Consider the following 19,037-nt stretch of genomic DNA (forward strand, 5'->3'; position numbering starts at 1 on the left):
AAATCTGCCTTATAAAAAGCCCTTCTCAATAGAAGGGCTATATCTATGTATTTTAAAGGCACCAGCTTTTCCAGGGCCGGTGCCTTAAGCGATGGTTGATCTTGGTAACCCATAATGGTTTACCAACCAAAGCCTTACCGTACTATATTTATAACACTGTTTGTCGAAAGGTGTCGATAGTGCGATTTATTTATTTTAAGCCGAGGGGATTTTTTACCTATATGTCCATAAATAAAGCAGTCTGGATATTGACACAGACTGCTTTGCCTTACTTATAGACTATTTATGGAATAATGGAGTTTCATAGTGATTTATCCCTAAACTTAGGGATTATTCTTCCAATTCCAGGCTTTCTTCTTCTAGAAGATCCAGATTTCTTTTCTCCAGGAGCTTCAGAGCTTGATCGCTCAATTCTTCTTCTGCCAGAAGTTCGAGTTCATCTTTTTCCAATCCGCTTGCAGAACTAACTGAACCATAATTTTTAACAAGATCCCCAAACCCTTGATCCTTGAGCATGTCGATAATATTTGATTTTATTGGCTGACCGGTGTTGACCAGGTACTTCGTTTTGGATGTGATCATTTTGTCAAAAATAGAGCTGCGGGCCTGGCCAATTTCTTCGAATAAAGTCTGGCTTTTCAGCAGGTCGACTAATGTCAGCCATGCATAATCTCTTCCGTTGAACTCTAATTTGCCATTCACCTGGTACCAGAGGTCGCCATCATCACGTACCCAGCGCGGATATAAATATTCAATCGCGGTTTTGATCTCTCTTGCCGTACGGTAATACTTTTCATTCTTGGTTTGCTGATAGGTTTCAATCAGGAATCGCATCTCACCCAGTGCGTGATTCAAAGAGACATGGGTTGTCTGGCTTCCTGGCGCATAATAATCAGCAATTAAATGGCTGGAATGTGTTATTTTGATTATATTTCCAATGTCCTTTTGGTTAACAAGGAAGTCGGCATATTTTCTGTTGGCATCAGCAAGCTGTTGGATATTAAAAGCTTCACCGGCACCCTTCAGGAACAATGCTGTATTTTCATTATGCCGTGTATCAATATATGGAGCCGTCGTTCCGTATGCCTTCTTCAGCCATGTGCTTGTATATTCTGTTTTAAACACTGGGACATCGCCATTCCGGATCGCTCCATTTGTAAAGACATCAAGGTCTGCAATGGAATTCATGACTAAGTTATAAAAATATCTTTCATTTGATCCATTATAGGCGCGCAAATAGATTCCGCCCTGAATATATCCGAGATTTCGGCCAAATGCCATTTTATATCCAGGCTCTACCGACCAGGGAAGCTTGGTGTATACTCCGTCAGCTGTAAGCCATTTGTTAATAGTATGGTACTCATCTATACTTCTCTTAAACCAGTAATCTATATAGGATTGATCTTCAAAGAGTTTTTGGTTTGAGAGCAATACCCAGCTTTCGGATATGGCTTTGCCTGTTACTTTCATATTGAGCTGCATGGAAATGGCTTTTGAAGTAGTATCCTGGTAGATTTTATAGCTTTCATATTCATCAAGAAACTCTCTTACCACGGATTTTTGGCTGTTTGGATAAGCCTTTTCCCTCTTAATGGACGTATAATTTTTGCTCATCATCACATTTGCACGGGTCTGGCTGCCATTTGCAACATTCAGGATTCCAATTGGATGTGTAGAAGGATCAATCCCATACGTATCGTTGTGCTCATGTACTACTTTTCCATATGCATCATATCGCTGCACCTTATAGGAAGAAGCTTCATCAAATGGGAGAATGATAGAAGCAGAATAAGTATTATCCCCATTATGCTCAAACTTGGTGAAAACAAATGTATCTCCGTTATCCACTCTTCTTAATGTAACCCTCATTGTGCCTAAAGGTTTACTCGAATTCCCCATATGATAATAATAGTTATAATCCTTGGACTTTATATGGGTAAACACATCCGAACGGTTATAATGAAGCGGAACTCCGGCCGTATTCATTCTAACTCTAACCTTATTTCCATCACCCAAAGGAATTTGAATCTCTGAGGATGATAAGTTCACAGATTTCCCTGGTTCCTTTATGGGTGCAGGGGGATCTGTCGGAGGATTCGGGTTATCATCAATGATCTCACCTAATAAGACCAGCATGCGGTAGACAAAGACAGCAGACTCTGCCCTCGAAGCAGGTGAAGAGTGATCAATCCGGTTGTCACTTGTTCCGAGTACAACACCATAGTTCACCATCCGTTCAATCGATTCCCTTGCGTATGCCGGGATGGACCCCTGATCCGTGAAGGTTAAGTTCGCTTTTTCCGGAAAATTGCCTTTCAGCTGAAGGGCCCGGTCGATCATGACTGCGACATTCGCTCTTGTTACTGGCTCATTCACTAGTCCATATCCATCTACAGTACCGAGGAGAAGTCCGGCTTTTTTCGCAGCTGAAACATCAGGATAGAGCTTGCTGCTCTCGGGAACATCATTAAATGCAGAGTCTCCTGGAGGGAGGTCCAGTGCTCTCACAAGAAAAGCGGCAAATTGCCCCCTTGTTACATCTGCATTAGGACGAAACGTTCCATCCTCAAATCCGGAAATCACGCCCTGATCTACTAAAACGGTAATCTGCTTTTTTGCCCAGTGATTCTGAATATCTGACAATGCCTCTGCACTAACTTGTGTCAGCCCTTGAGAAAGAATTAGAACTAGGGTTACTGCAAGTAAAACTAATTTCTTCATTTTTACCTCCATTTTTCTAAGATTAAATATTTGTTACAATTTTTATCCAATTGAAATTATAACGTAACTTTCAGAGTGATGGGTTGGTAAATTTTAGAAAGTAAAGCATGTTCCCTTTTTTCAATTGAGATCATACTCATAGGTTTACTCTGAGTATGATTATTTTCCATAATGTGTAATCATCCATGTGGTGCCATACATGTATTCAAACGTAACAGAGAATGTTCCATCTCCGTGAAGATCGTCCTCACGATATTGTGAAAGGGTATATTTCTTTTCATTGATTTTTGTATATGCGTGTGGCACTTGGAATGCCCAACTCTGTAATCCATCCATTGGATTTATATATAGTCCATCTTCTTTTTCTGTAATCCGATAGCTGAAATTCCTCTCTGCCTCTTCTTTTGTCATTACACTAGCAAATGCCCTATAGAATTGGTCTTTTGTTTTGAACCAATCAATTTTAAGGTTTTCAGAAGCACGGTAATTGTTGTCCTTGATTTTTTCAAACTGTTTAATAATATCAAGTGCTTGTTCTTCTGTTAGAGCTGGCACCTCATCCCCTGGATGTTCCTCTTCTGTTTTCCTATAATCTGTAATCATCCACGTGGAGTCATCCATGTATTCAAATGTAACAGAGAGCGGGCCATGTCCATGAAGGTCGCTAACGCTTTGCTGTGTGATGATATATTTTCTTTCATTTACTTTTTCAAAATCATATGGAAGTTCGAACGACCAGGTGAGAATGCCATCCATCGGGATAAAATATAAGCCATCCTGTTTTTCTGTCATTCTATATACAAACTTCCGCTCAGTCTCTTTTGCTGTCATAACTTCAGAAAAGGCCTCATAGAATTCATTTTTTGTATTGAACTTGGCAGATTTTAAGGAATCATCAGTTTCGTATGCACTGTCATAGATTTCTTCAAACCTCTTAAGGAAATCAAGTGCTTCTGCCTCCGTTAAGGCTGGCACCTCATTTATTGGCTCTTTATTATCAGGATTAGTGTCGGCTTCATTCTGTTTCTCAGTTTCCTCGGTCTCCTTTTTCAGTTTTGCAATTTCCTCATCCAGGTTGGATTCAATACCGTGCTTGACAATGATGGAATCAGCTATTTTAAGAAATTCAATTTCCTCCATGCTGCCTTTTTGCTCCAAAATATGAAAGTATCCGTCATGCTCCCAAATTAGGGCGGTTAGATCTTGGCCATGAAAGATAGTACCCTGCAAATTCTGAGAGAGTTGAATGTCTTCCTTTGTATCCTCCAGGTATGTCTGCACTTTGTTCTGCATTCGGTAACTAAAGGAATCTTCCGTATCCTTTTTCACATATACATGTTCATTCACTTCATCATTTGTTTTAGTATGCATAAACTCATAACCTTCTGGGATATAACCAGGAAAGACTAGAACTGGTTTTTCTTCTCCCTTTTCAGCAGGCGGCAGTACTGATGGCTCTTCCGACTGCTGGTTAGGCTGATTCTGAATATTGGTGATATGGTATATCCCGGCTGAGGAAATTACAAGAAAAGCTGCTGTCACTGTAATTGGAATCATCGGCTTAAATATTTGGCGTTTCTTTTCATGCCTTTTATCAATTTCATTTAAAACCTGCCTGCGCATTTTTTCCGTAAATTCAAAACCGGCAAGCTCGTCGTTAAGCATTTGACTTTTTATCCGTTTCAAATCCTTCTCCATTTAAAACACCCCTTTCTGTTAAATATTTTTTTAGAAGCTCTTTCCCGCGTGCCATCCTTGCCTTTACCGTATTGAGGTTGATCTTGCAAATTTCACTAATCTCCTTTTGAGAGTATTCTTTAAAATAGTATAAAAAGATGATTTCACGATATTTTACCGGGAGGTGGAAGACAGCATCCCGAATTTCTGTTTGCTCTTCCTTTATAAGATATTTCCGTTCCGCAGGTGCTTCATTTGATGTAAAAAGAGAAGAAATGTATCCTGTGGCAGTTACCTTCCGAAATTGCCAGCTTTTCAGATAGTCCTTGCAATGATTGATGGCTATTCGATAAAGCCAGGTCTCGATAGAGGAATTCCCCTTAAAGGTATGGAGCTTCTCGTAGCACTTTACAAATATCTCCTGTGTGAGATCCTCGGCGATTTGCCGGTCCCGGACATAGGAATAAGATAAGTGGAGAATTTGTGTACCATAGCGTTTCATTAAGTCTGAAATCACTTTCTTGTTTTCCATGACTATCCTCCTTCCAAAAAACTTCATGCATTAGACGATTGTTAAAAGAAAAAGGTTGAAGAATATGAAATAAATGGGTATTGTTCTGATAAAACCGGTAAAAAATATTACAATTCTATTAAAAACGATAAAAACTGTAACAAAATTAGAGTTTTACTGAAACCTTTCTGTTATCTTAAGGTGTTAATATGTTCCTATCAAGGGACATAAAGGAGATATCATGAAGAAACTAGTAATCTATTTAGTAACAGCTGTTTTTCTATCGTTTGGATTTTCCAATGTCACTTCAGCCGCCGGAAATACGTACACAGTGAAAAAAGGGGATACGCTTTGGGCAATCTCCAAAAAACATAATATTACAGTTCAGCAGATTAAATCATGGAATAACCTAAAATCTGATGCCATTAAGCCTAATCAAATTTTAAAAGTGACTTCAGCATCAGCACCTAAGAAAACAGCCGTAAAATCGGCTTCGGCAAAATCCTATAAAGAAATCACAGTTAAAGCGACTGCTTACACAGCCAGCTGCAAAGGATGCAGCGGTATAACATATACAGGTATCAATCTTAAAAAGAATCCATATGCCAAAGTTATTTCTGTAGATCCAAAGGTCATTCCGCTGGGATCGAAAGTTTATGTGCCTGGCTATGGGGAAGCCATTGCAGGAGATAAGGGTTCTGCTGTAAGAGGCAACAAAATTGATGTCTTTATTTCCAACAAACAGCGGGCTCTTCAGTGGGGCAGCAAGACGGTTACTATTAAAGTTTATAAATAATAGGATGTAAGAGAATCTTCCTGGTGGAGGTTCTCTTTTTGTTTGGGGAGGCTGCTTAATTGTGAACGATGCAAATAGAAGGAGGATACTGCAAATAGAACAGTATATTTGCAAATAGATCTAAAATCCTGCAAATAGATGGGTCGATTTTGAAAATAGATTATCAAAACTTGCAAATAGAACGGTTCTCTCACGCTCAAGGCACAGATAACTACAATCAGTCTTTCTTCTTCTGATCTCGTTCACATTCTAACTATTTTATACCTGCTTTCGCTTCCACCACTAATCGCCTCGATGACGGGGATGGCTCTCTCATCGCTCATTTCATTTGTAACTTAGAAATATTTTGGAGCCCAGACCAGGCCGGTCCTGGTCTTTATTAGCTCTCCTGTCATAGTTCTCTTCACATTGTTCAGAAAGCAGAGAATTTAGTCGATTTCTACAAATTTCCCCCCTCTTAAATGAAAAATCTTCAAAATAATAAAAAAATCCTAGTAACTTCCTTTCCTCATACTACTTTTATAATCTATTTATCTAAATAGTGATAATAAATGAATTCTTTTAGTTAAATAGGTGTCCAAAAGACTATCCGAATGGGTTTATCAATTACAAAAATTTAACAATTCGAACCCTTCCTCCAAACACCCCAAAAGTTTCAGGCTACTTTTGACGGGTATAAACGAATGATTACTTTATGTTAAACCTATATTCATATGCGAAAAGGAGGGATGGACTTGAGGAAGAAAAAAATCCTATTAATATCTCAGCAATTTTATCCGGAAATAGGAAGTGCGGGAAATCGGATGAAAAATATGTTCCTGCTTCTAAAAGATTCGGGGTATGAGGTAACAGTGATTACAGCTAAACCAACCTATCCGGAAAAGCAAATATATGAAGAAGAGAAATTCTGGGATGAGGAGTCTTTTTCAGAGGAACATAATCAGTATATACATAGAGTGGATGTAAGTAATCATAAATCCTCCTTAAACCATATATGGAGACTTATGTATTATGTCGAGATTGCGTTAAAGATGCTGCTTTTCGTTCTAAAAGATAAGTCAAAGTATGATTTTGTTTTAGCCACATCTCCTCCTATTTTTATTGGAATAGTCGGTCTGTTTGCCAAGTTCAGATACCGCTGCCGGATGATTCTCGATATCCGGGATTTATGGCCGGAGTCGTTAAGAGGTGTGGGGGTGTTTGATCATAAATGGATTATAGGTTTTTTTAACATAGTTGAAAAATTTTTATATGTAAAATCTGATCATATTCTTGTGAATAGTCCTGGTTTTATCGAGTACATAATTCAAAAAGCAAATATCAGAGATTCGAAGATTTCCTTTCTGCCCAATGCGGCAAGACAGAGCGAGCTTCAGTCAGAAGCGGTTCAAAACAAGGAGTTTAAAGTCATCTATGCAGGAAATATAGGATTGGCACAGGATGTAGATTTGCTAAAGGGCTTAACAAAGAAGCTTAATGCCCATAATATAAAAATCTCAATTGCAGGTTATGGAATTAAAAAGAAAGAGCTGACAAATTTTGTGAGAGAAGAAAATCTCCAAAATACATATTTCATTTCTCCGATGACAAGAGCTGAATGTCTCAAGGTTAATTCGGAGCATCATGTTGGCTTGGTTTCGTTAACCAATAAAGAGGTGTTCGACACAGTCATCCCTGGAAAAGTGATTGATTATATTAGCTGTGGAGTTCCAATGGTTGCAGCGGTTTCGGGTTATTCCAAGGATTTGATTGAAAAATACAAAGTAGGGTTTGTTTCAGAGAATAGAAATATTGACGAAATTTTGCACTACATATTGAAACTGTCGGAAAATCCGAAGCTAAGAAAAAAGATGGCTGATAACTGTGATCGATGTATAAAAAGAGATTTTTTATGGGAAAAGAACATCCAAAAGGTCATTAACCTTTTGGAATCTAAAGAATCGGACCTCACTTCTGCCATAAAGGCAGCAGGGAGAAAAAGAAAGGCAGAATCTTTGTGAATAAACGTGTCTGTATGTTTGTCTGGAACCACTTTACAAACGATGCCCGAGTTTTACGTGAATGTATGGCTCTTTCAGAAAGCGGATATAGTGTTGATCTCATTTGCATCCATGATCCAAAGCAAGAAAATCTGCCAAGGTATGAAAAAAGGGGAGAGCACTTTGAGATTTTCCGTGTCAGGCGGTATCCAGTTTTGCTCGAGATACTGCAGCATGTATATAATTTCTGCCTTAAACATAAAGCAGCAGGTTTGCTTGCATTGATTACATGGGCGTGTGTTCTTTATATTTTGCCTTTTCCTGCAGTCTTATTGACAATATTATTCTTGCTGCTGGTGAAGACGAAAGCCAAAACACTCTGGATTCGTTCGGCAATTTTTCTAAGGATGATCGGAAAAGGCTGGCACGGAAACTATGATATTTATCATTCAAACGACTTGAACACATTGCCTCAAGGCTGGTTTTGCTCGAAGTTAAGAATCTGCAAAAGAAGGCTTATTTACGATTCCCATGAAGTGCAGACAAGCCGAACAGGTTATGATCACTCCGTTTATGGGCGGCTTGAAGCTCTTCTGATAAATATGGCGGATGAAATGATTGTAGAGAATCATACCAGGGCGCGCTATAACCAGAAGGTTTATGGTTTTTATCCACATGTAGTGCATAATTACCCTTTTATAACACCTCAAAACATTCATCCTTCTTTTGCCATCCACGAGGTGCTCGGCATTGCAGCAGAAGAAAAAATTCTTCTCTATCAGGGGGGCATCCAGACAGGAAGAGGGCTGGACAAGCTCATTGAAGCATCTGCGAAATTTAAAGAAGGTGTTCTCGTCTTCATTGGGGACGGAAAAATAAAAACAGAATTGCAGGATGAGGTAAAGAAAAGAAACCTGACTGACAGAATCAAGTTTCTTTCCAAAGTGCCTCTTGCCGTGCTTCCGCAATATACACAGCAGGCATACCTGGGATTCCAGGTGTTGAATAACGTCTGCTTTAATCATTACTCAGCTTCATCCAACAAGCTGTTTGAGTATATGATGAGCGGGATTCCCGTAATAGCCTGCCGTTTTCCTGAAATTAAGAGAGTAATAGAGAATGAACAGATAGGAATATGCATTGACTCGCACCGGCCTGAAGAGATAGCGAAGGCTGTGAATCGACTGCTGGCTGATGAAAATCTGCGTAATGCATATAGCTTGAATGCTTTAAAAGCACGTGAAAAATATAACTGGGATCGGGAGAAAATACAATTTCTAAATGTGTATCAAAAGTTAATGCAAGTCAAGGAGGGGTTGGGATGGAAAAGAATTTGGATAAGATAGCGGAAGCCTTTTTTGGAGACTTAGGCCCCTTGATGGCCCAAAAGACGCGAAATCGTGTGCAGTGGATTATGAAAAATGTGAAGGGAAACAATGTCCTGGATATTGGCTGCAGCCAGGGACTGATTCCAATTCTGCTGGGCAGGGAAGGAAGACATGTAACAGGTGTAGATATTTCGAAGGAGTCTATCCATTATGCAATTAAGCTGCTGCAGCGTGAGAGTGAAATAGTCCTTAAGAATGTATCTTTCATCAATGGAGACTTTCTTCATGAAGATTTGCAACATTCCTATGACTGCGTACTCATAACAGAAGTTCTTGAACATCTTTATGATTCCCATTCATTTGTGGAGAAGGCATACTCCCTCTTGAAGCCGGAGGGAAGGATTATCATTACTGTACCATTTGGGATTAACGATTATCCAGATCATAAAAGAACCTTATATACATTGGAGATATACAGGGACCTGTATCCGTTCTTTGATATAACAAATATTAGCTTTCTCGGAAAATGGATTGGCTTTACGGGAAGGAAATTAAAGAAAACAAGAACGATAGAGGATCTTCAAGTTTCCATGGAATTAGCCGAGAGGACAGAGGAAGCCTTTTACAAAATCGAGCGTGAATTAACGAATCAGGCTGTTAAGCAGAAACAGCAGATTCATAAATTAAGGGAGCAAAATGAGGGCTTGAGACAAGAACTGGAGAGTATGCAAGTTCATGGAGAAAAGGCAGGGAATGAAAATGAGCTTTTGAAGGTGAAAATATCCTCTTTGGAAAGGCAATTAAGAGAGCAGCAAGCATGGAGCGAAAAGCGGGATGAAGAATACGAGAAGCATATCCAGGCTAAGGATGAACGGATTGCGGATTTAAAGGAACAGGCTGAAGAAAAAAAACGTCAGATTGAAATAATGAATGAACAGCTGGAAAAACAAATTCGATTGCTTGCAGATCTAAGCGAAAAGGGTGCTGAACCATCCCGATTAATAAATGAAATGAAACACAACTTCAAGCATCAAGTCTCTGCAATAACTGAAGAAATAAAGAAAAATCGTGAGAATGGGGAAGCCCTCGCCAGACATATCGTTGAATCGCTTCATTCTGAAAGCAGGGTGATTTCAGCTGAAATTGAAAATAAGTTAACTTCCGTCAGCGACGCGAAAAGTAAATTTGAAGTCAAAATGAAGAAAAAGCAAAGTGAAATAACGAAGAAGCTGGATCATGCGCTTGAAGAGCTGAGACGTTCAAATCAAATGGTTTCCGGCTTGTCAGGAAACCTGGAAGAAACACTCCGTGAGAACAAGCATGGATTTCATACCCTTCAGGACTTTTTGCGCACTCAAATGGAGCTTGCCTCTAATTCGGAGAAAGAGATGTACAGTTCGATAGGAAATGCGGTTCAGCAGAGCATAGAAGAACAAAGGCGGCTGCGGGAAAAGGTTGAGCAGGCAGTCAGGAAAGAAGAAGAACAGACGAAATTAAAAAATAATGAAGTGCTCGCCATTAAAGAGGCTAACCAGTCCATACAGGAAAAGCTTCACGCTGAAAAGGCAAAGTTAGCTGAAATACAGCGGAAATATGAAGCGGATGTTAGTGCACTGAATGAAGAATATAGCAAAGCCCTGAAAGAGAAGCAAAGAAATGAAGAGGTTCTTCAAAAAGCACTTCATGAGAATGAACAACTATCAGGTGAAATAGCTTTTCTGCAGGAAAACTATCAAATTGATATGGCAAAGGCAAAAGAAGAAGTGTTATTTGAGCTCCAGCAATGTGAACAAACCATCAAACAGCTTCTGGAAGAGAGAGCTAAATATGAATATCTGAATAAGAGATATAAAGCCATTAAAAACTCGAAGCTGGGAAAGGTAACGGTAAGGTATTGGAGCTTCAAAAACAAAATCAAGGCGAACAGCCATAAACAGTCTGCCAATCACTCAGCCGAGAGGAGTGTTTAAATGGACATCCAATTAATAGAAAAACAGCTTGCCCGGATTGCTGACCGTAAAAAGAAGCTTCAATTTGAGCTGGACAGTCTGGAGGCTCCGCATCCCGTAAAACTCAAAAAACTTTCGAATAGTGAATGGTGGTATCGGGCGCAAAGCCAAACAACATTGGAAAAAATCCCGGGGGGCCTATTTGCCGAAATCCCTGATTCACAGCATCTCTACTTTTCTTACCGTGAAAACAATGTCGACTTTTCCAGACCCCCACAATTTCCTTTGGTCCAGCTGGAAAATGGGGAACATAACATTCACTTCCTGGGAGAAGCAACGGGAAGCTTAACTGCTGCTTTATATTTGATCGGATATCAAAACAGCCGGAAAACGAACATGAAGAAAATTTCCTTGGGATCAGCAGGTCAGATCAGGATTGATAACGGCGAAAGCGTAAGAATTGCTCTAAAAATTAAAGGAAGCGGAAGCCTGGATATTAAGGAGTTGAGAATTGGCGATATTGTAATTCCTTTTATGGCAGAAGAGCAGATAGAGGCAGACCAAGATCGCTTTGTCAGCTTTCCTGAGTATGATCTTGGAAAGAAACTCCATTTTTCCGGCAGTGAAATCTTTGCAGCTCCTATTGATGAAAAGTACATCTCAAAGAATGAACAGGAAATGGTGATTCATTTGCCTGAGCAAAGATACGCTGCTCTTTCCTTGGGCAACGGCCATCAGCCATCTGAGAGATGCCCTGAGACACAGCACCACCAATCCATAAATGCAGAAAGCTGCTATGAGGTCTTCTTTCAAACCCAAACAGCAGGAAGACTGGAAAAAGAATTGATTATTGTCGGATATGATCACGAACAGCCGATTGATGTCAAATGTATTCAGGAAAATAGGCTGAAGAAAATTAAGCTTTCTGATCAGACTGCAGATATCCGGTTTTTTCTAAGAGTGAAAGGGGCCGGAACCATTGCAGGCTGTTCCATCCATCTTCAGGAGAAACCAAAGGTTCCACTGGCAGTTACAGAGGTTTCACTTGATAAAAACAGCTGGTTTGCTCCTCCTCCTTCAAAATCGGAGTTTATCAATGATGGCAATAAGCTCACTTTAATTTCCGACCGGGAATCCAGCCAGACAAAGTATGTGTCATACGGAATCAAAAATATCAGCTTTAAGCTCGTGCCGGAATCAAGCACCTTTACAATTACAGAAAATAGCTATTATGAATTGGAAATCGATGCTGATAAAGCTGGAAGCGGCCTGGCAGTTCCCATCCTTGTTACCTATTCGGATGACGAAAAAAAGGATATCATCCCTCTGCAATTAAATGAGAAAAATATCATTAAATTCAAGAGCGGCATCACAAAATGCCGGATTGCCTGTAAGTTATCCGGTCCAAATAAAATTACATTCAGCCGTTTTACTATTAAGCAATTCGAGGAAGAGCAAACAGGCGGAGATATGGTCTGGGTGAAACCAAAAGAGGTTGAGAATTTTGGGCTGGTTCCCAAAAAAGATTTAGAACAGATCAAAATGGCTGTAATATTTGATGAGTTCACAACGGAATGTTTCGCCAATGAATGTGAGTTGATTTCCTTTACTCCTGGTAATTGGAAACATGTGCTGTCAGCCAATGTCCCCGACTTGCTGATGGTCGAATCGGCCTGGCGTGGAAATGGCGGAGCCTGGACAAAGAAAGTCCAGTTTACCAGTGAAGAAGCGGTTGAGGATTTGAAGGAATTGATCAACTGGTGCAATGAACACGGGGTACCGACCGTTTTCTGGAATAAAGAGGATCCTGTCCACTTTAATCACTTTATAAAAACAGCCGAGCTATTTGATTACATATTTACAACCGATGCAAACAGCGTCCAGTCTTATAAGGATGCTTGCGGACATGACCGCGTGGACTGCCTGCCTTTTGCTGCACAGCCTAAGATCCATAATCCGCTGACAATCGGGCCAAGGGAAAATGCTGCGAGCTTTGCAGGGTCTTTTTATGCCAAGCATGTCGAAAGGTCCGAAAGTATGCTCCGGATCTTTAAAGAAGCCATTCCGTATGGACTGGCGATTTATGACCGCAATTATGATAAAGTCCAGCAGGGGCTTTTGAAGAATAATCGCTTTCCTGATCATTTGCAGCCCTATATCAAAGGCTCTTTGAAATACTATGAAATCGACAAATCCTATAAGGGCTATAAAGTCATGATTAATGTGAATACAGTGCAGCATTCCCCTACGATGTTTGCAAGGCGTGTCTATGAAGGACTGGCATCAGGAACGCCAATAATAAGCACTCATTCTGATGGTGTAAAAGCATTGTTCGGCGATCTTGTTTGCGTGTCAGAGGATGAAGCGGAGATTGCAGAAGCATTTCGTATACTGTTTGAAGATGAACAGGAATACAGGAGAATTGCGCGGGAGGGCATTAACCGGGTGCTGGCCAGCCACACATATCTGGACCGCCTTGAGAAAATTTCCCTTTCCTTAAATCTCCCCTTCAGCAGAAGAGACCTGGAAATATTGGTGTATGCGAGGGCCGGGAATGAAAGTGAAGCTGCTTCAATAGTTGAAAGCTTTACAAAACAAAAATGGAAAAATAAGCGCCTGGTCCTATTGCTAGAGAATGACACTCATAAATCCATCTATATTGATAATCCATCTATTGAGGCATGGGATTTAAAAGAATATTTACGTAAATATCAGAACCTGCTGATGGAAGAAAAAGAGTTTGATTATATTGCCTTATTATCCCCTTATGAAAACCATACTGAAGATTTTCTTTCACATCTCGCCCTAACCTCCAGCTATGCACCATGGGAGATAATTGGGGAACATGACAGCCAGGAGCTTTTTTATGGACAGGTTCCTTCCATAAGGCCACTAAGGGGATTATTTAAAAGGGAGTTATTTTCTTCCTTATCTTCCCGAGTGGCCCTTGAGTTAATGGAAACAAATAGTATTGAATTATTCAAAGCACGGGGAGCAAGGGTTATGGGAATCCCGGGCAAGTAAGCAAAGGAGGTGGCCGTGATGGAGAGTATAGAACCGATTAGATTTATTCCCAGAATACATTCTAAAGAGATGCTGCTGAAACGCTGCGAAGGCTATTTCCGCAATGAATGGTTTACAAGTGAGCGATATGGTCCGGTTGCGGCGGATTTTGCAGATATCTGGTCATTTGCTGGACCGGAACGTTCGTGGCGCTTTCAGCATCATTCCCTTGTCTCTGTGTCACATTTATTAGATGGATATGCAGTGGAAGGAGATGTCAGGTACCTGAAAATGGCTGAAAAGCTGATCCTCAACTGGTTTGAGGTAAATTATCCGGTGTCACCATCAGAAATGGGCTGGCATGACCATTCAACTGCATATAGGCTGGCAAATATCTGCAGGTTTTTCTCAGTATGGAGCAATAGTTCTCTAGCGAATGAAAATGAGGCGAGTCAATTTGAGCTTATTGTAGAAAAGCATGCTGAAAAGCTGATGGATGATGAGTTTTATATGCCTGAACATAACCATGGACTTGAGCAGGATATCGCACTGTATACCGCAGCAAAACAATTTTCCCATATGGAGCAAAGTTCGATTTGGGAAGAGAAATCAATCCGCCGGTTTTGGAGGCAAATCACTTATTTGTTTGCAGAAGACGGCAGCTACTTGGAGCATTCACCGCAATATGTATATTCATTGCTCAAAACGCTTTACAGCTTTTTAAGTTATCTGCAGCGGGTTGGATATCAGGGCGCTGAAAAGCTGGCGGAAAGGTTAAACAATGCTTTCGTGTTTTTGATTTGCACAACCCGGCCGGATTGGAGGATTCCTTCCATTGGGGACAGCGAAAATTCTGCGGTTTCCCCGTTTGTCTTAAAGAGCTGGAGTGATAGAACAAAAGAACTTTTGGAAAATTTAATGAAACACCCGGACGAAAAAGATGCATTGACCAAAAGACCGCTTCCAGTCGATTCTGTATTTTTTGATGGCGGCTTTGCGGCATTAAGAAATAAATGGGACTGGTCCGAAGATGCCATTCAGTTTATTACATACAGCGGCTTTCATTCCAGAGTCCATAAGCATCATGATGACTTATCATTCGTGCTTTTTGCCAAGGGAAGAGAGGTCATTACCGAAGGCGGAAAGTTCAATTATAACTACACTTCTGAGGAGAGGAAATATGTTGTCTCCCCGTATGCTCATAATAGTGTAATGGCTGATGGTAAGGCAGTGGATATCCCCAATCGAAATAAAGGGAAAAGCGGGCTTCTATCTGCCATGCTGACAAAAAATATCGCTTATGTATCCGGGATGCATGCACTCTATAAAAATATTAATCACAGGCGGTTTTATCTTTATTTAAAACCGGATGTTATCTTAATCTTTGACCAGTTGAAGGGATACAAAGAACACAAATTTGAGACCTTTTTCAATCTGCACAGCGATCTTGAGTGTGAACAATACAATGAAACCTTTTATGGGTGTTTGGAAAATGAAGAAGTCATAAGCTTAAGGCAAATCTATACCAGTTCAGCCAACTCTGAATCTGAAACAGCTAGGGGGAAAACCGGTCCATTAAAAGGGTGGGTTTCCCCGAAATATGGTGAATTCGTCCCAAATACGCTAATTACCTTTAAGACGGAAGGGATGGCCGTTAACAATGTCTTCCAAATATCTCTAGGGACTTCCCTGAAAAAGCATGATGCTGCAGATGTGGAATGGGATGGTACAAACATTAGCGTAAGGTGGAGGAACTATTGCATTGAGATAGAGCTTACTGATTTCCATGAACATATTTTCATCAATGATAAATACTATCGTTCACAAAAGCATTTTAATAGCCGTCTAATGAAAGCTGCTGCAGAAAATGAGATGGAATATGTCCAGGCGGCAAGAAAAAATTCCAGTATAAGAGAGGGATTGCTCACTTGATTGAAAAAGACGTCTTTAAATTTAATCCTTATGAAGAATTGGATATCGATCAGGAAATCAGATTTGTCCTTAAAGACTTTCGTAAAAAAGAGTTTGCCATGCTGAAGGTTATGGAACCTGGAGAGAAGCTGACAATTGCCAGTGAGGAGCTTGGAGGCCATCTCAATTACAAATACAAATATCATGTTATGTCTGAGGGAAGATGGACGGATACCTCCAAATACATGAACCTCCCGCTGGAAATGACTTCAGAAGAAGGCCTTAAATATATTTACCACCATCAAAGGGAATCACCGTATTTAATCGTCGTCTTTCAAGCAATGGCCAAGGTCCCTGGCTACAATTATATGAAAACCCTGGATGAGTTCCCGGCATCAAAGCTTTTTATAAAAGATGACTATGGTCCGGATCCGACAGGTGCGACTTATTACCTGGGCGAATCGAAATCTTTTTCTATAGCGGAAAAAGTGAATGTGTTAATAGAGAGAGTGCGTCATTATAATCATTTGGATAAAAAAAATATCATTTGTGCCGGTTCAAGTAAAGGAGGCTTTGCTTCTATTTATCACTCCTTTTTAGGTGAGTACGGATTTGCCATTGCCGGAGGGCCTCAAATATATTTGGGGCATTACCTAGGAAAAAATTTAAAGAATTTAGAATCTGTCAGCACACCTGTCTTTCAATATATAACAGGGGGGCTGTCAGAGGAAGATAAGGCATGGGCGAATGGGATATTGACAGGGTTAATATCTGCCAAGCTCCAAACGAGTTCAGCCAATCCCCGTATTTTAATTCACGTAGGGAAAGGTGAGCCGCATTATAAAGATCATGTTGAACCATTTTATCAATTTCTGAAGCTGCGAGGCTATGACAATATTGAATTAGACTTAGGTGAATACGATACGCATAAGGAACTTGCCCAGCACTATCCTAATTTTTTGCAGGATAAAGTTAGTCAAATTATGAGAGCAGGAGTGGTACTATGAAAATTTGTACAATAGGTTTAGGATATATCGGATTGCCAACTTCCATAATGTTTGCGAAGCACGGTGTAGAGGTTACAGGAGTGGATGTAAAAGCAGACGTAGTTGAAATTCTTAATTCAGGCAGCATCCATATTGAAGAACCCGGATTGCAGGAAGCCCTGAGTGAAGTGATAGAGAGAGGAACGTTTAAAGCATCATTGTCACCTGAGAGTGCAGATGCGTTCATCATCTCCGTACCAACACCTAATCATGATGACGAATACAAGTCCTGCGATTTATCGTATGTTCTTAGTGCTGTCAGCTCGATCATCCCTTATTTAAAAAAGGGAAATGTGATTATTGTGGAATCTACTATTGCTCCGAGAAGTATGGATGATTATATTCTGCCTTTGGTAGAAAAGGCAGGATATACAGCAGGCAAAGATATCTTTTTAGTGCATTGCCCTGAACGCGTTCTTCCGGGTCAAATACTGCATGAGCTAATCTATAATAACCGAATTGTCGGCGGAATTACTCCTGAATGTACAGAGGCTGGAGCAATGGTATACAGCACCTTTGTTAAAGGGGAAATCATTAAGACGACTGCTAAGACCGCTGAAATGTCTAAGCTGATGGAAAACACCTTCAGGGATGTGAACATTGCGCTCGCGAATGAATTAACAAAGGTATGCAATGACCTGGAAGTGAATGCAATTGAGGTCATTGAAATGGCTAACAAGCATCCCCGTGTCAACCTGCACACCCCAGGTCCGGGGGTAGGAGGCCATTGTCTGGCAGTGGATCCTTACTTCATTGTCTCGAAAGCGCCGGATAAGGCAAAATTGATAGATTTATCTCGAACTATTAATACGTCAATGCCTCATTATGTGGTCGAAAATATCAACAGCCTGATGGAAGGGGCCAGCGGGAACATTATCACTTTGATGGGATTGACCTATAAAGGTAATGTAGATGATATCCGGGAGAGTCCGGCGATGGAAATCAGGGAACTTCTATTAAAACAAGGAAACTATGAAATACGTTCATATGATCCTCATGTTAAAATGGATTGGGTTACGGAGGACTTTGAGGAAGCAGTCATGAATTCAAGCCTTGCTGTAATATTAACTGATCATAATGAGTTTAAAGAGCCGGATTACAGTAAAATGGCTAAAATGGCAGACAAAAGAATATTTGATACAAAGAAAGTTGTCCAAAACGGGACAGAGGATATCCAATATATACACTTCGGCAACTTGTTTAATTATAAGAAAGAAAAAATTATGATGTAACCTGAAGCGGATGGCCTGCATTCCTGGCCATCCTCTGTTTCCTTTAGAAAAGGTAATCCAAAGAATTGAGGGCGTTAGTGTGAGAGCTGTTTTTCAGATTATAAAAGAGCAGGCCGTAAATATCCATCTAATTATGAGGCTGGCACAATTTGAAATAAAAAGCTCCTATCAGCTGCATTATTTGGGCGTTGTCTGGCAGATACTGAATCCTGCTACCCGTATTTTTGTTTACTGGCTTGTGTTTGGTCTAGGAATTAGAGGAGGAGAGGCTGTGGGAGATGTGCCATTTTTTATATGGCTGATTCTTGGGCTTATCCCATGGCTTTTTATTAGTCCTGCTATTATACAGGGTTCAAACAGCATTTTTTCCAAAATCAATCTTGTATCCAAAATGAAATTTCCCATCAGTATAATGCCTTCTGTTGCGATTGCGACAAATGGTTTTAATTTCATCGTATTGCTCATTTTATTAGGGGGCCTGCTGGTTTTTTATGGCATCAATCCGGGGTACTATCTGCTTCAGCTGCCGTACTACCTCGCTGGTCTATTTATTTTCCTGTTCTCCATCACTTTGCTTTTTTCGACCATATCAGCTATTTTCAGAGATTTTCAGAGCCTGATTCAATCGCTGATGAGAATGATGATATTTGTTCTTCCCATCCTTTGGGATGTCAGCAGCCTTCCCTATCCGTGGCTTGATATCTTAAAATTAAATCCGCTTTTTTACCTTATTGAAGGCTTCAGGGATACATTTTTAGGCAGGGGATGGTTCCATGAGGATTTGCCATATACCATCTACTTTTGGGCAGTTACACTTTTCATTTTATTTATTGGCTCTATTCTTCATATGAAGTTCAGGAATCGGTTTGTAGATTATTTATAAA

General features: G+C 40.2%; 12 protein-coding genes. 9 read left to right on the forward strand and 3 right to left on the reverse strand.

The genetic code is table 11. The features are described from left to right. Positions 1 to 330 precede the first annotated feature (330 nt). From ACEQ1T_RS02940 to ACEQ1T_RS02950, 3 genes are all read right to left on the reverse strand, one after another. Complete coding sequence (locus ACEQ1T_RS02940) at positions 331 to 2,721, reverse strand: S-layer homology domain-containing protein (RefSeq protein ID WP_370221673.1); 2,391 nt, start codon at positions 2,719 to 2,721, stop codon at positions 331 to 333. Between the two features lie 159 nt (positions 2,722 to 2,880). After that, positions 2,881 to 4,419, reverse strand: a complete 1,539-nt coding sequence (locus tag ACEQ1T_RS02945) for a DUF4367 domain-containing protein (protein WP_370221674.1) — start codon at positions 4,417 to 4,419, stop codon at positions 2,881 to 2,883. Beyond that, positions 4,379 to 4,930: a sigma-70 family RNA polymerase sigma factor gene (locus ACEQ1T_RS02950; RefSeq protein ID WP_370221675.1), complete on the reverse strand. Its 552-nt coding sequence runs from the start codon at positions 4,928 to 4,930 to the stop codon at positions 4,379 to 4,381. Before ACEQ1T_RS02950 ends, ACEQ1T_RS02945 begins: the two co-directional genes overlap by 41 nt. A 220-nt stretch (positions 4,931 to 5,150) precedes the next feature. Between ACEQ1T_RS02950 and ACEQ1T_RS02955 the strand changes: the two genes are divergently transcribed. The 9 genes from ACEQ1T_RS02955 (at position 5,151) to ACEQ1T_RS02995 (ending at position 19,036) form a co-directional block, all read left to right on the forward strand. Beyond that, on the forward strand, positions 5,151 to 5,705 hold the full coding sequence (locus tag ACEQ1T_RS02955; protein ID WP_370221676.1) for a LysM peptidoglycan-binding domain-containing protein: 555 nt from the start codon (positions 5,151 to 5,153) through the stop codon (positions 5,703 to 5,705). 734 nt (positions 5,706 to 6,439) lie between these two features. Further along, on the forward strand, positions 6,440 to 7,705 hold the full coding sequence (locus tag ACEQ1T_RS02960; RefSeq protein WP_370221677.1) for a glycosyltransferase family 4 protein: 1,266 nt from the start codon (positions 6,440 to 6,442) through the stop codon (positions 7,703 to 7,705). 14 nt (positions 7,706 to 7,719) lie between these two features. Further along, on the forward strand, positions 7,720 to 9,030 hold the full coding sequence (locus ACEQ1T_RS02965) for a glycosyltransferase (protein WP_370221715.1): 1,311 nt from the start codon (positions 7,720 to 7,722) through the stop codon (positions 9,028 to 9,030). After that, entirely contained in the window at positions 9,006 to 10,982 is a 1,977-nt protein-coding gene (locus ACEQ1T_RS02970; RefSeq protein WP_370221678.1) for a methyltransferase domain-containing protein, read from the forward strand. Before ACEQ1T_RS02965 ends, ACEQ1T_RS02970 begins: the two co-directional genes overlap by 25 nt. Next, on the forward strand, positions 10,983 to 13,985 hold the full coding sequence (locus ACEQ1T_RS02975; protein WP_370221679.1) for a glycosyltransferase: 3,003 nt from the start codon (positions 10,983 to 10,985) through the stop codon (positions 13,983 to 13,985). A gap of 18 nt (positions 13,986 to 14,003) precedes the next feature. Beyond that, entirely contained in the window at positions 14,004 to 15,896 is a 1,893-nt protein-coding gene (locus ACEQ1T_RS02980) for a heparinase II/III family protein (protein WP_370221680.1), read from the forward strand. Then, positions 15,893 to 16,882: a hypothetical protein gene (locus ACEQ1T_RS02985; RefSeq protein ID WP_370221681.1), complete on the forward strand. Its 990-nt coding sequence runs from the start codon at positions 15,893 to 15,895 to the stop codon at positions 16,880 to 16,882. Before ACEQ1T_RS02980 ends, ACEQ1T_RS02985 begins: the two co-directional genes overlap by 4 nt. Further along, positions 16,879 to 18,153 carry a nucleotide sugar dehydrogenase gene (locus tag ACEQ1T_RS02990; protein ID WP_370221682.1) on the forward strand — a complete coding sequence of 425 codons (1,275 nt, stop codon included), beginning with the start codon at positions 16,879 to 16,881 and terminating at the stop codon, positions 18,151 to 18,153. Before ACEQ1T_RS02985 ends, ACEQ1T_RS02990 begins: the two co-directional genes overlap by 4 nt. Before the next feature lie 79 nt (positions 18,154 to 18,232). Then, a complete protein-coding gene (locus ACEQ1T_RS02995; RefSeq protein ID WP_370221683.1) occupies positions 18,233 to 19,036 on the forward strand; it encodes an ABC transporter permease in 804 nt (267 codons plus the stop codon). Position 19,037 lies beyond the last annotated feature (1 nt).

This window comes from Cytobacillus sp. (assembly GCF_964223445.1).
Classification (GTDB): Bacteria; Bacillota; Bacilli; order Bacillales; family Cytobacillaceae; genus Cytobacillus.

Bases quoted from the DNA above. Each gene is read 5' to 3' on its own strand.
- ACEQ1T_RS02940 (WP_370221673.1), bottom strand. From the start codon at position 2,721: ATGAAGAAATTAGTTTTACTTGCAGTAACCCTAGTTCTAATTCTTTCT.
- ACEQ1T_RS02945 (WP_370221674.1), bottom strand. From the start codon at position 4,419: ATGGAGAAGGATTTGAAACGGATAAAAAGTCAAATGCTTAACGACGAG.
- ACEQ1T_RS02950 (WP_370221675.1), bottom strand. From the start codon at position 4,930: ATGGAAAACAAGAAAGTGATTTCAGACTTAATGAAACGCTATGGTACA.
- ACEQ1T_RS02955 (WP_370221676.1), top strand. From the start codon at position 5,151: ATGAAGAAACTAGTAATCTATTTAGTAACAGCTGTTTTTCTATCGTTT.
- ACEQ1T_RS02965 (WP_370221715.1), top strand. From the start codon at position 7,720: ATGTTTGTCTGGAACCACTTTACAAACGATGCCCGAGTTTTACGTGAA.
- ACEQ1T_RS02970 (WP_370221678.1), top strand. From the start codon at position 9,006: ATGGAAAAGAATTTGGATAAGATAGCGGAAGCCTTTTTTGGAGACTTA.
- ACEQ1T_RS02975 (WP_370221679.1), top strand. From the start codon at position 10,983: ATGGACATCCAATTAATAGAAAAACAGCTTGCCCGGATTGCTGACCGT.
- ACEQ1T_RS02980 (WP_370221680.1), top strand. From the start codon at position 14,004: ATGGAGAGTATAGAACCGATTAGATTTATTCCCAGAATACATTCTAAA.
- ACEQ1T_RS02990 (WP_370221682.1), top strand. From the start codon at position 16,879: ATGAAAATTTGTACAATAGGTTTAGGATATATCGGATTGCCAACTTCC.